Origin of the sequence: Streptomyces sp. NPDC088261 (assembly GCF_044740805.1) — a bacterium.
Taxonomy (GTDB): Bacteria; Actinomycetota; Actinomycetes; order Streptomycetales; family Streptomycetaceae; genus Streptomyces.
Genome location: NZ_JBIURL010000026.1, coordinates 46,324 through 58,618, shown reverse-complemented (window position 1 = coordinate 58,618; position 12,295 = coordinate 46,324). Strand labels below are relative to the sequence as shown.

At 71.1% G+C, this 12,295-nt stretch carries 21 protein-coding genes; 2 read left to right on the top strand and 19 right to left on the bottom strand.

The window, feature by feature from the left end; translation table 11 throughout:
- Window positions 1-58: 58 nt before the first annotated feature.
- From ACIODU_RS32105 to ACIODU_RS32085, 5 genes are all read right to left on the bottom strand, one after another.
- Window positions 59-763 (bottom strand): hypothetical protein, encoded by a 705-nt coding sequence (locus ACIODU_RS32105; RefSeq protein ID WP_401772369.1) that lies wholly within the window; start codon window positions 761-763, stop codon window positions 59-61.
- Between the two features lie 61 nt (window positions 764-824).
- Window positions 825-1,037 (bottom strand): winged helix DNA-binding protein, encoded by a 213-nt coding sequence (locus ACIODU_RS32100; RefSeq protein ID WP_401772366.1) that lies wholly within the window; start codon window positions 1,035-1,037, stop codon window positions 825-827.
- Complete coding sequence (locus tag ACIODU_RS32095) at window positions 1,034-1,231, bottom strand: hypothetical protein (RefSeq protein WP_401772363.1); 198 nt, start codon at window positions 1,229-1,231, stop codon at window positions 1,034-1,036. The genes ACIODU_RS32100 and ACIODU_RS32095 overlap by 4 nt, the downstream gene beginning before the upstream one ends.
- A gap of 144 nt (window positions 1,232-1,375) precedes the next feature.
- On the bottom strand, window positions 1,376-1,558 hold the full coding sequence (locus ACIODU_RS32090) for a hypothetical protein (protein ID WP_401772360.1): 183 nt from the start codon (window positions 1,556-1,558) through the stop codon (window positions 1,376-1,378).
- The gene (locus ACIODU_RS32085) at window positions 1,551-1,811 is read right to left on the bottom strand and encodes a hypothetical protein (protein WP_401772358.1); all 261 of its coding nucleotides are present in this window, start codon (window positions 1,809-1,811) and stop codon (window positions 1,551-1,553) included. Before ACIODU_RS32085 ends, ACIODU_RS32090 begins: the two co-directional genes overlap by 8 nt.
- Window positions 1,812-2,090: 279 nt before the next feature.
- Here ACIODU_RS32085 and ACIODU_RS32080 point away from each other — a divergent pair, with 279 nt between their 5' ends.
- Window positions 2,091-3,239, top strand: coding sequence for a ParA family protein (locus ACIODU_RS32080; protein ID WP_401772355.1), 1,149 nt, complete (start codon window positions 2,091-2,093; stop codon window positions 3,237-3,239).
- Window positions 3,236-4,255, top strand: coding sequence for a ParB/RepB/Spo0J family partition protein (locus tag ACIODU_RS32075; RefSeq protein WP_401772352.1), 1,020 nt, complete (start codon window positions 3,236-3,238; stop codon window positions 4,253-4,255). Before ACIODU_RS32080 ends, ACIODU_RS32075 begins: the two co-directional genes overlap by 4 nt.
- Window positions 4,256-4,957: 702 nt before the next feature.
- Here ACIODU_RS32075 and ACIODU_RS32070 read toward each other — a convergent pair.
- The 14 genes from ACIODU_RS32070 to ACIODU_RS32005 form a co-directional block, all read right to left on the bottom strand.
- The gene (locus tag ACIODU_RS32070; RefSeq protein WP_401772349.1) at window positions 4,958-5,338 is read right to left on the bottom strand and encodes a hypothetical protein; all 381 of its coding nucleotides are present in this window, start codon (window positions 5,336-5,338) and stop codon (window positions 4,958-4,960) included.
- Window positions 5,335-6,024 carry a hypothetical protein gene (locus tag ACIODU_RS32065; RefSeq protein WP_401772346.1) on the bottom strand — a complete coding sequence of 230 codons (690 nt, stop codon included), beginning with the start codon at window positions 6,022-6,024 and terminating at the stop codon, window positions 5,335-5,337. Before ACIODU_RS32065 ends, ACIODU_RS32070 begins: the two co-directional genes overlap by 4 nt.
- Window positions 6,021-6,803: an HIT domain-containing protein gene (locus ACIODU_RS32060; protein WP_401772343.1), complete on the bottom strand. Its 783-nt coding sequence runs from the start codon at window positions 6,801-6,803 to the stop codon at window positions 6,021-6,023. Before ACIODU_RS32060 ends, ACIODU_RS32065 begins: the two co-directional genes overlap by 4 nt.
- A gap of 89 nt (window positions 6,804-6,892) precedes the next feature.
- Window positions 6,893-7,075 carry a hypothetical protein gene (locus ACIODU_RS32055; protein ID WP_401772341.1) on the bottom strand — a complete coding sequence of 61 codons (183 nt, stop codon included), beginning with the start codon at window positions 7,073-7,075 and terminating at the stop codon, window positions 6,893-6,895.
- On the bottom strand, window positions 7,075-7,557 hold the full coding sequence (locus tag ACIODU_RS32050; RefSeq protein ID WP_401772338.1) for a hypothetical protein: 483 nt from the start codon (window positions 7,555-7,557) through the stop codon (window positions 7,075-7,077). Before ACIODU_RS32050 ends, ACIODU_RS32055 begins: the two co-directional genes overlap by 1 nt.
- A complete protein-coding gene (locus ACIODU_RS32045) occupies window positions 7,557-7,763 on the bottom strand; it encodes a hypothetical protein (RefSeq protein ID WP_401772335.1) in 207 nt (68 codons plus the stop codon). Before ACIODU_RS32045 ends, ACIODU_RS32050 begins: the two co-directional genes overlap by 1 nt.
- Window positions 7,764-7,862: 99 nt before the next feature.
- The gene (locus ACIODU_RS32040) at window positions 7,863-8,303 is read right to left on the bottom strand and encodes a hypothetical protein (RefSeq protein WP_401772332.1); all 441 of its coding nucleotides are present in this window, start codon (window positions 8,301-8,303) and stop codon (window positions 7,863-7,865) included.
- A complete protein-coding gene (locus ACIODU_RS32035) occupies window positions 8,300-8,977 on the bottom strand; it encodes a GGDEF domain-containing protein (RefSeq protein ID WP_401772329.1) in 678 nt (225 codons plus the stop codon). Before ACIODU_RS32035 ends, ACIODU_RS32040 begins: the two co-directional genes overlap by 4 nt.
- Window positions 8,978-9,064: 87 nt before the next feature.
- A complete protein-coding gene (locus tag ACIODU_RS32030) occupies window positions 9,065-9,367 on the bottom strand; it encodes a hypothetical protein (RefSeq protein ID WP_401772326.1) in 303 nt (100 codons plus the stop codon).
- A gap of 100 nt (window positions 9,368-9,467) precedes the next feature.
- A complete protein-coding gene (locus tag ACIODU_RS32025; RefSeq protein ID WP_401772323.1) occupies window positions 9,468-10,001 on the bottom strand; it encodes a hypothetical protein in 534 nt (177 codons plus the stop codon).
- On the bottom strand, window positions 9,998-10,264 hold the full coding sequence (locus ACIODU_RS32020; RefSeq protein WP_401772320.1) for a hypothetical protein: 267 nt from the start codon (window positions 10,262-10,264) through the stop codon (window positions 9,998-10,000). Before ACIODU_RS32020 ends, ACIODU_RS32025 begins: the two co-directional genes overlap by 4 nt.
- A complete protein-coding gene (locus ACIODU_RS32015; protein ID WP_401772433.1) occupies window positions 10,261-11,211 on the bottom strand; it encodes an AAA family ATPase in 951 nt (316 codons plus the stop codon). Before ACIODU_RS32015 ends, ACIODU_RS32020 begins: the two co-directional genes overlap by 4 nt.
- Window positions 11,211-11,573: a hypothetical protein gene (locus ACIODU_RS32010; protein WP_401772318.1), complete on the bottom strand. Its 363-nt coding sequence runs from the start codon at window positions 11,571-11,573 to the stop codon at window positions 11,211-11,213. The genes ACIODU_RS32015 and ACIODU_RS32010 overlap by 1 nt, the downstream gene beginning before the upstream one ends.
- Entirely contained in the window at window positions 11,570-12,031 is a 462-nt protein-coding gene (locus ACIODU_RS32005) for a Pycsar system effector family protein (protein ID WP_401772315.1), read from the bottom strand. The genes ACIODU_RS32010 and ACIODU_RS32005 overlap by 4 nt, the downstream gene beginning before the upstream one ends.
- Window positions 12,032-12,295: the final 264 nt, after the last annotated feature.

Sequence of the window (12,295 nt, the reverse complement as noted above, 5' to 3'; positions counted from 1 at the left end):
TCCCTGTGATCCGGTTGCTCAGCTGTCCGCCGCAGGTGGTTGCGGCGGGAACCGGTCCTCAGGAAATCATGCGTGCACGCAGGGCGGCGTTGTCAGCCGCCGCAGTTCTGGCCACGACCGTCGTCGGCGCCCTGGGCGGCGGCATGACCGCCGCCCAGGCAGCCGAGCCGGCGCCGCCCACGTCGGTGACGGCCGACGAAGACCCGGACATCACCAAAGAGCACACCGAGGTCGAGGAGTCGACCGCCTCGTCGAGGACCTCCTCCACCGCCAGCTCGCCGCCCGCCACCAGCTCGCGCACCAGGGCGACCGCCTCCTGCGGATCGTCCCGCCACCGCGCGGCGACGTCGTCACCCGCGCTCATCGGGCCCATCGCGGCGAACTGCTCCACCGTCGGCAGCGGCACCTCGTGCTCGCCCAGCGGGCCGCTCGGCTCCGCGATCTCCTGGGCGTGCGCCACGGCGCACCGCGCGGCGTAGGTCCGCCCGGACTCCTCCCGCTCCCACGACGCGGCAGCCGGCCACCGGGCGGCGTCCTCGGCGCGGGCCCGGTCCAGCAGGAGCGCGGCTGCGCCGCTGACCTGGAGGCAGGGCAGAAGCGTGACCTCGACACCCTCCTGACCGGGCGGGGCGGCGGCAACGGGGTTGTAGACCGCGCCAGCTGCTTCGGCGCAGGCGCCGATCAGCGAGGTCAACGCGGCGATCAACCGCGCGTGGCGGCGTCGGCGGGCGGGCAGGTCCAGGCGGCTCAAGGGTGCGCTCACCCCCCGCACTATGCCGCGCGACACCCACCCGCCGGGTCCTTTTCGGATCACCGGCTGCCGGTCAGCCAAGGTGGACCGTGCGCCATTTGTGGCCGGTACGGCTGATCAGCCCGCGCTCCTCCATCCGGCGCAGCTGGTACGCCACAGAGCTCGTACTCGACAGGCCGACCTCCAGGCCGATCTCACGGATCGTAGGCCCCTCCCCGCGCTCCGCGATCCACGTTCGGACCACGCGCAGGATCTGCTCCTGGCGCTCGGTCGGGCCGCCCGTCACGCCGCCCTCACCCCGGCCCGGCCGGAAGAGCCGGCCTGCTGGCGCAGCCGCACGATCCGGGTCGACAAGCGGAGCAACCGCCGACGCAGCCGGGTGTTGTCAGCTGGACGGCAGGTCGCGGCGAGCGCCTGGTACGTAGCCCTCCAGGTGCGCTGGGCCTGCGCCAGATCCTCGGGAACGGTGATGGAGTCCATGACCCTATTAGAACGCACATTCGATTTTCAGTTCATGGGGGCCCGCTGTAAAGGTCGGCCTGGGCTAGGGCAGGCGCAGCTTTCCCGCCTGAGGCCAGTAGCACGTCCGCTCGCGCCCGCCGCCCCCGCGCGGCGGGACCACATTCACCCGGAACGCGGCCCGGCCGGGTACGCCAGGCGGGCGAGCACCTGGGAATGGAGCCACCGGCCGTCGATACGTACGCGCAGGACCGGGAGCTGATCGTCCGGCCACGGCCACCGTACGGGCGGGCGGCCGTCCTCAGGCCGCCACGGCCGGGGCCGGTCCGGCTCGTCCATCTCATCCACCACTTCCACCGTCACCGTCGGCGCCCTGCCGGCCAATGGCCTCCGCAGCCGCCCGGCGTACGGCCATGGCCACCTCCAGCCGGTTCTGGTCCGTCTCCTTCGCGTACTCGGTGATCGCCGCATCCACCTCCTGAGCGGCCAGGAGCCAGGGCGCCCAAGCCGACACCGAGTACGGCACCGACCGCGCCTTCGCCTCCTCCTCAAACGCCCGCCGTCGCGCTTTCACCAGGTCACCCGTGATTTCGATCGCCACAGCCCAGACCCTACGGCCGCTCTCGAACGCAACAGGGTGAGCCAGGCCGCTGGCTGCTGATCGTTGAACCAGGCTGCGGCCTGGTTCGCCCTCGTTTCTGGGCCGCAGTCCAGCCTTCGGAGTCCACCAGAGCCTGGGGTCTCGTAGTGCCTCCGCGATCGGGGAGGTGGAGCGGGCGGGAGCAGGTCGGGTGGTATCGCCGACGCACACGTAACCATCTGACGGCTTGGGCGGCATGAACCCCTTTTACGCAACCATCGCCTAGTAATGTTCGGCCCCATGAGCATTCTGAGCCAAGGAGAGCAGCGAGAGAAGCTAATCACTTCGCTCTCACCCCAGTTGCGCAGGCACTTCAAGATCCGGGCCTTCGAGCACGGTATGGACATCCAGGACGCGGCCGAGCACGCCATCAAGTCCTGGTACGCGGCTGAGGACCCACCAGAGGTCGACACCAAGGGAGCCAAGACTTGGGGGACTTTCCTGACTCCTGGTGAACCCGACCGCTTCAAAGCGGTGTGTGCGGACCGGGGGGTGACGTACGTACAGGGTCTGGCACAGGCGCTGACCCTGTGGCTCGAGGCACATCCCTCCCCCACTTCCCCCTTGGTGGCGCAGCCCGTGACGCGGGTGATAGTCGCCAACCAGAAGGGTGGGGTGGGCAAGACGTTCATCGCGTCCGGTGTCGCCCAGGCGCTCGCCGAGGCGGGCAAGCGGGTTCTGCTGATCGACTACGACCCGCAGGGGCACCTCACCGCCGAACTGGGCTTCGAAGACCTCATGTACGAGGACGACGTCGAGACGCTGATGATGCACATGGACGGCACCGCCAAGGGCGACATCCATGACCTGCTGGTGGCGCTGGACCAGGAGCGCTTCGGCGAGCGCCTGCACCTGCTGCCGGCTTCCGATGACGCGTTCCTGCGCGATGTCGCCTTGTCGAAGGTGTCGTTCAGCGAAGCCGCTCTGGAACGAGCGCTGGAGCCGTTGGAAGAGGACTACGACGTCATTGTCATCGACGGGCCCCCGAGCCTCGGCCTCAACATGGACACCGCCCTGTACTACGTACGCCGTCGTGAGGGAGAGCTCGCGGATCGGTCCGGCGTGATCTCTCCCGTCTGGGCGAACCGGGCATCCCACCGAGCTGTACGTCTGCTGAAGCGCCAGAAAGACGACCTCTGCCATAAGGGGCGCATCACCGTCGACTATCTCGGGCTGATCATCAACGCGTACGACAGTCGGCGCGGCAAGCTCGTGACAGAGAACAAGGACGAGTGGGAGAAGAGCAGCAGCCCCTCCGTCCTGGCCATCATCGGTGACCTGAAGGAGGGGCGGGAAGCCGCCGACGGTGAGATCCCGCTCCTCGAGTACGCACCCGACAGTGAACACGCGCAGGTAATGCGCGACCTTGCGAAGGAGCTCGCCGTATGACTCCCCCCACCAAGCGAATCACCCGCGGGTTCAGCGTCGGCGACGGTGAGGATGACACCCAGGGGGTGAAGTCGCCGACGCGCCGTGTCCGGACGCGGGATCAGATCATGAAGGGTGAAGGCAAGCGCCCCCCTGCGTCCGTTGAGCTCAAGCAGTTGGCGCACAACCCGTTCAACCCACGCGAAGAGCTGACCGACGTAGCCGAGACTGCGGAATCCCTCAAGGAGCGCGGTCAGCTCCAGCCCGTCGCCGTCGTCCGGAAGGCAACCTTCCTCGCTGTCCACCCCGACCAGGAAGAGGAGATCGGCGAAGCCGAGTACGTCGTGATCGACGGCAATCGACGTCTCGCCGCCGCTACCGTTGCGGGTCTGCGGGAGCTGCGCATCGACGTCAATGACGACCTGGCCGCGAGCGCTGTGGACATGCTCGAAGCGGCGCTGATCGCGAACGTGCACCGTGTAGACGTCCCTCCCCTGGACCAGGCGAAGGCAATCCAGGAACTCGTGAGCGTGCATGGCTCCCAGGGGAAGGTCGCAAAGCGGTTGGGCAAGACGCCGGCCTGGGTCTCACAACGGATCGCTCTTCTCCAGCTCACACCAGAGCTTCAGAAGAAGGTGGAGACGGGGGAGCTGAAGGTTGAGCCTGCCCGCCGCATCGGACGCATGCCCAAGGAAAAGCAGAAGAGCGCGGCTGACGAGAGCCTTGCCGCTACCAGCACGCTTCGCCAGCGGTCACCGCGCCAGGTCCTGAGTCCCGAGGCGGGCAGAGTTAACGGCGTTAATACCTCGGAGGAGACCCGCGACAGCCCCGACTCTCCCACCCAAACCGTTAACGCCGTTAATAGTCCGGGGCCTGATCCGGCCGAGGCGAAGCAGATCCTCATCCCGACCAGCTCGCCCCAAGCCGTCGTGGAAGCTCTGGTGGAGCAGCTCCCTGCCCAGACCATCGAGGCAGTAGCTGAGCTTCTCCTGGACAAACTGGGCGCGACGACACGCGTCCCCACTGCCACGGCGTGAGGCTTCGGTTCGAGTAAGTCCCGAGCGACGCGGGGACCAGATCAAATCCACCCTTCTGATTCCCGAACAGAGCACGAGAGGGAGTTTCGTCCGTGACGAAAGACGTGGCATCGGACCCTGCTCCCGACGGTGTCGAGCGGGCGGCTGATGGTGTCGTGGTGAGCGAGACGGTCGCTGTCCGCGAGCGCCTTGTGCAGCGCACTTGCGGTTGGTGCCACGCTCCGATCGAGTACACGGGGGTAGGCAGGCCTCCCCTGTACTGCCGCCCCTCGCACCGCAAGCGGGCGTCCGAACTCCGACGGGCGCAGGCTCGTGCTGACCGGCCGACGGAGGAGGGCGGGCGTACGGGCCAGCCGGTGCGGGAGGTGGTGGAGCGCGTCGAGACGGTGACTCGTACCGTCGTGCGGCAGGAGGTTAAGAGGGTGCCGCGGGTGCGGTTGAGTGGCGAGCCGTACACCCTGCCGTCGGACTCGCTCGAGTGGGCTCAGGCCCTTGCGCATCTGCGGAGCGCGGCTGCCGCCGGAGAGATCCCCGATTTCGCCCGCGAGGCTCTCGCGAGGGCATGTGACCGAACTGCCCGTACGCTGCGCGCCGTCCCGGTCGGCCTGGGAGACGATGCTCCGTAGCGATACCCCCCAGAACGCAAAAAGCGGCCCCCGCCGTCCGGACCTTGGTCCGGACGGCGGGGGCCGCTTCGTGTGCTCAGGTGCTCAGGTCGATGTCGGCCGGGAGGTCGCGTCCGGCGAGGGCGTGGGTGAGGAGTCGGTACGGCGTTGTCCAGGCTCCGTGGATTCGGGACTGGGCGCAGTGGAGGGTGGCGGTGAGGGCGGTCCCGGTATCGGGGTGGATGAGGGCCAGGGCGACGGGGTCGGCGTCGGGCTGCTGCTCAGGCAGTGGTCGTCCGCGCTCCAGGCCGTACTCGCCGATCCGTACCGCGATGTCGCCCTGGCCGGTCCAGGGGGCCGCCTTCTTGAGGGCGGAGAGCATGGCGGTGAACTCCGCGATCGTCTGCTGGTCTCCGGGGTGCATGGTGCCGTCGTCGCCCTCGCTGGTCTCGATCTCGTACAGGGCCGGGGTGGTCATGCGCTCACCCCTGCGATGGCGGCGTTCAGTAGCGCCACGGCGTCGGCTTCGTACGGGTCGGTGAACAGCTGGTGGTCGCTGACGTCGAACGGCGCGTACCGCGCGGAGACGCGGAAGCCGGGCACCACGGTGGTCTCCCTGCCCTCCAGCGTGGCGGTGAGCCGGTCGTAGTCCTGCTGGGCGTGCCGGGTCTGGGTGTACGAGCCGAGGCGCAGCAGGGTGTAGCCGTCGAGGCTGTCGTCGCGTTTGCGGGCCTCGATGTAGAGGGCGTAGTGCGCGAGCTCCATGCCGACGTCATCGGGCAGGGGGAGGTTCGCGGCGGCGTGGGTGAGCATCGCGTATCCGGGCTGCCAGAAGCCGAGGATCGCGCTCGTCTCGCAGCGCAGCCAGCCGCGCTCGGTGTAGCCGAGCTGGCGGCTGTGGAGGTAGGCCGCGGCGTACGGGGTGTTGGGGTGGACCAGGGCGACGGCGATGAGGTCGGGGCCGTAGTCGTCGCCGGGCCGGGTGTGCGCGCGTTCCACGAACGGTCCGACGCGCAAAGCGATGTCCCGGGCGCTGCCGGGGGCCCAGGGCTCGGGGTTGCGCAGGGCGGTGAGCATCGCGTGGAACTGGTCGACGACGGCCTGGTCCTCGGGGAAGAGGGCGCCGGGGGCATGTCCGCAGCGGCGGAAGAAGCGGCGCTTCATCGGGAGGGCTCCTGTTCGCGGGCGGGGTGGGTCCAGGGGAGGGCGAGGCCGTCGTCGGCGGTGCGGGGTACGAGGTGGCCGTGGAGGTGGAACACGGTCTGCGTCGCGTCCGGGCCGCAGGAGGTGAGGTAGTTCCACTGGCCGCCGATCTGCGCGGCAAGTTCGGCGGCGCGCATCTGGACGGTGGCGGAGACGACGGGGTCGGTCGTGAAGTCGGCGACGTGGCCGCGGGGCAGGACCAGGAGGTGGCCGTCGGTGCAGCCGCCGCTGCGGGGCACGATCGCGAGGGCGTCGCTCCATTCGTGGACGATCGCGGCCGGGGCTCCGTCGTGGATGATCCGGCAGAACGGGCAGTCGGGGCGCGGGTGCTTGCGGGGGACCGGCGGCCGGTTGATGTGGTGATGGGTGACCTGGACGCGGGCGCCGGCTTCTTGCATCCGGCGCCCGATGGCGTCGGCGATGGCGGGTGCGCGGTGGCGGCCGTACCAGCAGTTCACCAGGAGCTGGACCGGTCGGTCGTTCGCGGCGGTGCGCAGTGCGGTCAGTTCATGGACGGCGTCGGTGATGATGCGGGCCGCGCCGGGGGTGTTCAGGACGTAGTCGCGTACGCCCGCGTCCCGTCCGGTCTGCTGGGCGACGACGTCGGCGAGGGCCGGGTCGTCCGGCGGGTTCAGCAGGGCGTTGGTCAGGTTGATGCCGAGGACGGCGGCGCGGTAGCGGGGCGGGGGAGCGTCCTGCCAGCGGGCGCCGAAGGAGTCGATGAACACGTCGGGCTGCATGGAGCCTCCAGGCTCGGAGTCGGGTGAGGGCGCCGGTGTGCCGTCCCGGCCGGGAGGGTCGGGGCGGCACACCGGCTTGGTCGGACGGGCTACTGGGTGGTGGTGTCGGTGATGACGAGGAACTGGTCGGTGGGCAGGTCCATCACGACCTGAGCGTGGGTGCCCTGGGCGCGCTGGGCGGCGGCGTACTCTTCGGCCGGCCAGGAGCCGCGGGGGCCTCCGGCGGGGAACCGCTCCAGGACGGTGCGGACCTGCGTGCTGGTGGTGGCCATCAGGCGTCGCCGCCGTTCACGCGCTCGTGGAGGTCGATGAGGGTGGTGATGGCGTCGGGGTTGTCTGCCAGGCCCACCCACTGCCCGAGCGCGGTGAAGACGGGGACCTGGTCGCGGTCGGCGTCGAAGATGACGCAGTAGTCGCCGTACCGGTCGAGGACCATGTCCCCCAGGACCGGGATGAGCGCGGTGTCGAGGACCTCCAGGACTTCCACGGTGAGCCGGGCAGGCTCGCCGGGCGTCGTCGGCTGGAGCATCGTGCCGGTGACGCGCAGCAGGTCGCCGGGCTGTATGCGGGTGAGCAGCTCGTGGACGATCCCGGCGGCCGCGCTGGTGCAGGAGACGACCGTGTCGGGAGCGTCCTCCGGGAGGGTGTCCGCGTCGGCGGGCCGGACGGTCAGGTCGAACCTCGCGGTGCCGTGCGGACCGGGGGCGGGGATCGCGTCGACCCAGCCGTCGACGGCGCAGTTCGTGGTGTCCATCAGCTGGCCTCCGCCAGGGTCTGGGTGGGGCGAGGGGAGCGGGGTCGGAGGGTGCGCTGCGCGATGTCCAGGAGCTCGTAGTTGCGCTTCTGCTCAGCAGGCGTGAGCGGGCGGGCCTGTACGCCGCCGTGGCGGTGCCAGACCGGAGAGGCCGGCGGCTCGGGGTAGGCGAGAGCGTGGTCGACGTCGCGGTCGGTGCTGCTCATGGGGACCTCCGAGGGGGAAGGGTTCAGGCGTGGGTAGCGCGCCGGGAGCCGGGACCAGGCCCGGCTCGAACGGCGGCTTCTTCTTGGCTCGGGCGCTGGTCACGGCCGGAAGCCGGGCAGCTGCTGGAAGACGCGCTCCAGCAGGTCCGGCGTCGGCTTCCAGGGCACGACCTGTCCGCGCGCGGGGACGGGCAGGGGGAGCTCCTGAACGTCGTCGAGCACGAGGTGCCAGGTTCCGGGGTGTGCCCACTCGGAGCAGAGCGGCGCTCCCTCGAGGTCCTGGTGGCAGTCGGTGATCCGGGCGACGCCGACGACCGCGCCGGTGACCAGCTGACGGTCGCGGATCGTGCGGCCGATCAGCGGGAGGCGCAGGGCGGGCCGGTCGACGGTCTGGCTCGTGTGCAGCAGTACCCAGCCGGTCCGCCACCGGGCGGGCCGGTTCTCCACCGTCTTGTCCCCGGCGAGGATGCAGGCCGCGTACGGCTGCCGGATGCTGATGCCGCGGATCCAGTCACCCTCGGGCAACGTCACAGCGCTCACGCGGCCCGCCCCCACACAGCCGTGCCCGGACGCCCGGCCCGGCGTCCGTTGATGGATGCCACCGGGCGGTGCTGCGCCGTCGCGAGGACTGCCCGGCCGGAGTGCTTGCCGTCGTACAGGGCGGAGTCGGCGGCCCTTTGCAAGATGGTCAGGTCGCGGGAGCCGACCGAGGCCGGGGCCGCGGCGCCCACCGAGGCGGCGACGTCGACAGTGCGGCCGTCGTCCAGGGTGACCGGCGTGTGCAGCATCCGGACCAGCTGCTCCAGGCGGTGCGCCCGACGGTCGGAGGTCAGCTCCAGGACGACGGCGAACTCGTCGCCCCCGAGCCTCCCGGCGGCGGCGCGCGGCCCGGCCCAGGCGGTGAGACGGGCCCCGAACGCCGCGAGGACGGTGTCGCCCGCCGCGTGCCCGAGGCTGTCGTTGATCTGTTTGAACCTGTCGGCGTCGACCATCACCACGGCCGTGTCGTCGCCGTGGCGGGCGAGGATGCGGCGGGCGCGGGCGGTGTAGGCGTCGCGGCGCAGCAGCCCGGTCAGCGGGTCCTTCTCCTTGGCGGCGATCTGCTTGAGCAGCACGGTCGCGTGGACGGCCCAGCCGGTCAGCGGTACGGCTGCGGCGGTGATCAGGAGGGTGCGTGGGCCGAACCGGCCCGTCGTGCGCAGGACGGAGTCCATACTGGGATCTCCCTCTCGTCTCGTACGGGATGGGTGGCCCGGGGCAGTCGTCAGCCGGACAAGCAGGGCGGCTGTCCCGGGGCGGAGCTACAACTCGAAGGTGCTGGGCTTGGTCCAGCGGTAGGGGTTCGTCCAGCGGCCGGCGGTCGCGGCGGGCCAGTCGAGCTCCCAGCCGGGCCGGTATCCGCAGGCGCTCCAGCCGTCCGGCCGCCCGTGGGGGATCTCCCGTCCGGCCTCCGTCGCGGCGCGTGCCGCGTCGTAGACCTCGTGGGCGATCCGTACGGCGGTGCTGCGGCTGTCGGCCCGGCCGGTGAAGACGTGCAGACCGTGCTGGCCGGGTGCCTCGGTGCTGCGTATCGGGACGTCCACCTCGAAGTAGGGCAGCGGCATGACGTCCATCTCCTCTCTGAGTTGAGGGGCCACCGCGACCGCCCCGGTCTCCGCGAGGTGCGGGGGCCGGGGCGGCACGGAGTGCGCTCAGCTCAGGAGGTCAGCCGGCCGACGCGATGGCGCCGCGCAGGTGGATGCGCGCCTGGGCCAGGAGCGCGGCCTGATCGGCGTCGGGCTCGGTCAGCGCGTCGGTGAGGCAGGTGGCGGCGTGGTCCAGGTCGTCGCTGGCGTCCTCGTAGTGGGGGAGTCGGGAGTCGGCGAGGAGGTCGCGGACCTCCTCGACCAGGTCGATGAACCGCGTCGGGGTGAGCGGATACTGCGGGGGCCGGCCGCCGGTGTGGGCGGCGAGGTCGGCGGTGAAGCACTCGTCGAGCGCGGCGAAGGTGTCGACCTTGGTGAGCGTGACCGGCATGAGGTTTCCCTTGTCAGTAGTCGAGCTGGAGGGTGATGGGGTACGGCGGTCGCCGTAGTCACGGCGGGGGTTGTCGACGGTGCGGCGGTGCGAGGCAAGGCCGGCGCCCCCGCCCTGGATGGGCAGGGAGCAGTCCGGGCAGCCGTTCCAACACCGGTCACCCCGGGGAAGGTCGGCCGGGGTGAGCGGGTGCGGGTGCGGGCCGTCGGCGGCGCGGCTCACCGGTCCTCGCCTCCCGTCGGAGGCCGGTCTGCGAGGGCCAGGAGCTCTGCGGCGAGGTCCGGCGCGGACAGGATGATGCGCAGGATCGAGGTGATCCCGTCGCGCTCGATGGGGTTGAGCCGGTCCCACACGGCGTGGGCGTCGTTGTGAACGCCGACGGCCTTGAGGTAGTCGGCCTCGGTGGTGGCGGTGAGCTCAGCGCCGCACCGGCCGCACCGGACGACGGCCTGGTCCCAGCCGCGGGCGGTGGTCTTGGCCGTCATCCGCTGACCGCCTCCATGGCCTGCGCTTCGAGGTCGGCGCGCCCGTCGGGGTCGTCGTCGTTGCTCGGGCCGTGGACGGTGCAGACGATGTCCTCGTCGTCGTCCAGGTCGCCGTTGAGCGCGCGGAAGAGGCAGGTGACGCTGTAGGCGGGCACCCAGGCGTGGCCGGTGCACGCGTCGTCGTACGGGCACGGCACCATCACGTCGAACCCGACGTCGCCCTCGCCGTCTACGTCGGTGCGCAGGGCGAGGGTGAGGTACTGCTGACCGAGGCGGATCTCCGCGACGCGGTCACCGCCGGCAACATCCGAGCCGGGCTTCCACCGCCACAGCGGCAGGATCTCCTCACCGAAGGTCCGGCGTACGAGGTGAAGGTCACCGAAGCCGTCGCTGCCGTCCAGCCCGAGGTCGGCCTGCCGCGTGCCGCTCAGGCGCTCCAGGAACGGCAGGAGCCGGTAAAGGCTGTCGGAGAAGACGACCTCGGGGAACCCTTCGGCCTTGAGGGTCCGGTGCGAAGCGACCATGGCCTGGTGCTGCTTGACGACCACGTCCTCCGGCACCGTGCGATTGGCCGGCCTCGGGCCCTGCCGCTCGATGCAGACGCTGCCGGGCGTGGTGACCATGACCGCGATGGGAAGCATGTCGTGCCGCTTGGCGGCGGCGAGCAGCGGCTCCCGGGCGGACCTGGTGACGTTGGTCGCGTCGACGACCGTGAACAGCCGGCGGCGCATCCTCGCCTCCAGGAGCAGGTGCAGGGCAGCGACCGCGTCGCCGGTCGCGTCCTGGTCGCCCTCGTCGTCGCTGACGACCTCGCGCAGCGCGTCCAGGGACAGGATCTGCGAGGCGGGCCAGGTGCGCGCGATCGTGGACTTCCCGGCGCCGGCCGGACCGATGAGGACCACGAGGCTGTGCTCGGGCATCGGCGGGTAGCAGCTCAGCTCGGTCATCATGCGAGATCTCCTTGCGGGTGGAGGGAGCGGGCAGCCCAGTTCAGGCGCTGCCCGGCGTCGTCGGTGAGCAGGGCGGCGGCCTCGTGCAGGGGGCAGGAGGCGTCACCGTCGCGGTCGGGCTCAATCTGCTCCGCCCGGCGCGCGGCGACGGTGAGCAGCTGCGCGAGGGCGGGGAAGAGGCCGCCGGGGACGTCGATGTCCTCCTGGAGCTCGCGCAGAATCGCGGCGAGCTCGCGGGCGTCGACGTCATCGGCGCCCAGGTCGTCCTCGATCTGCTGGAGGGCGAGCTTCGCGATTCCCACCGAGGCCAGGACGCGGTCGATGCGCGTGCGGGTCGTGGGCACCGCGGCCGCCGTCACAGCGCGAGGGTGGCGGCGGCCAGCGCGAGCAGCGCCAAGGCGGTGAGGCTGAGGTCGACCGCACGACGCAGGTGGAGGAACTTGCGGACCGCGAGGGTGGAGAGCACCCGGATGCGGGCGGCGCGGGTGTCGCCCTCCATGCAGGAGCGGATGCCGTCGTCGTCGAGCGTCGCCCAGTAGGGGAAGGAAGCGCGGTCGTCACCGCGAAGGCGGGGCCGGACGACCAGGAGCAGGAGCACGGCGGCGACGCCCAGGGCGAGGACGGCGAGCGCGCCGATCACCTTGGTCGCGGCCGGGAGGTCCTTGTCGGCGACGGACGCGAGGCCGGCGAGGACGGCGCCGTTGAAGGCCAGCAGTAAGGACGCCTTGCTGTCCGTGCGGGCGATCTCGCCGGTGACCGAGGCGCAGGCGGTGTCCAGGTTCTTGTCGGTGGTGGAGACGGGGACCGTGATGCTCATGGGCTGTGGTTCTCCTTGTCGGGGCCGGGCAGGCCGTGGCGCGGTCTGCCCGGGTGCGTCAAAACGGTGGTTCGTCCGGCCAGGCCGGGATGGGCAGGAGCCGGACGCGGAGCTCGCGCCGCTCGGACCAGCAGCCGCACGCCTCCATCTCCGGGAACGGGCCGCCGGTCCACCGGCCGCCCGCGCCCCGGCAGTCGGGGCAGGAGCGGCGGGCTTGGGCTTGAGCTCGATGCGGTGCCGGTCGGCGTGCAGCCGCCAGCGGCC

What these genes read in the sequence shown, in the direction of transcription:
- ACIODU_RS32050 (WP_401772338.1), bottom strand. Translation starts at nt 7,557, where the DNA reads ATGGACACCACGAACTGCGCCGTCGACGGCTGGGTCGACGCGATCCCC.
- ACIODU_RS32065 (WP_401772346.1), bottom strand. Translation starts at nt 6,024, where the DNA reads ATGAAGCGCCGCTTCTTCCGCCGCTGCGGACATGCCCCCGGCGCCCTC.
- ACIODU_RS32005 (WP_401772315.1), bottom strand. Translation starts at nt 12,031, where the DNA reads ATGAGCATCACGGTCCCCGTCTCCACCACCGACAAGAACCTGGACACC.
- ACIODU_RS32035 (WP_401772329.1), bottom strand. Translation starts at nt 8,977, where the DNA reads ATGGACTCCGTCCTGCGCACGACGGGCCGGTTCGGCCCACGCACCCTC.
- ACIODU_RS32095 (WP_401772363.1), bottom strand. Translation starts at nt 1,231, where the DNA reads ATGGACTCCATCACCGTTCCCGAGGATCTGGCGCAGGCCCAGCGCACC.
- ACIODU_RS32080 (WP_401772355.1), top strand. Translation starts at nt 2,091, where the DNA reads ATGAGCATTCTGAGCCAAGGAGAGCAGCGAGAGAAGCTAATCACTTCG.
- ACIODU_RS32075 (WP_401772352.1), top strand. Translation starts at nt 3,236, where the DNA reads ATGACTCCCCCCACCAAGCGAATCACCCGCGGGTTCAGCGTCGGCGAC.
- ACIODU_RS32015 (WP_401772433.1), bottom strand. Translation starts at nt 11,211, where the DNA reads ATGACCGAGCTGAGCTGCTACCCGCCGATGCCCGAGCACAGCCTCGTG.
- ACIODU_RS32020 (WP_401772320.1), bottom strand. Translation starts at nt 10,264, where the DNA reads ATGACGGCCAAGACCACCGCCCGCGGCTGGGACCAGGCCGTCGTCCGG.
- ACIODU_RS32045 (WP_401772335.1), bottom strand. Translation starts at nt 7,763, where the DNA reads ATGAGCAGCACCGACCGCGACGTCGACCACGCTCTCGCCTACCCCGAG.
- ACIODU_RS32060 (WP_401772343.1), bottom strand. Translation starts at nt 6,803, where the DNA reads ATGCAGCCCGACGTGTTCATCGACTCCTTCGGCGCCCGCTGGCAGGAC.
- ACIODU_RS32070 (WP_401772349.1), bottom strand. Translation starts at nt 5,338, where the DNA reads ATGACCACCCCGGCCCTGTACGAGATCGAGACCAGCGAGGGCGACGAC.
- ACIODU_RS32030 (WP_401772326.1), bottom strand. Translation starts at nt 9,367, where the DNA reads ATGCCGCTGCCCTACTTCGAGGTGGACGTCCCGATACGCAGCACCGAG.
- ACIODU_RS32055 (WP_401772341.1), bottom strand. Translation starts at nt 7,075, where the DNA reads ATGGCCACCACCAGCACGCAGGTCCGCACCGTCCTGGAGCGGTTCCCC.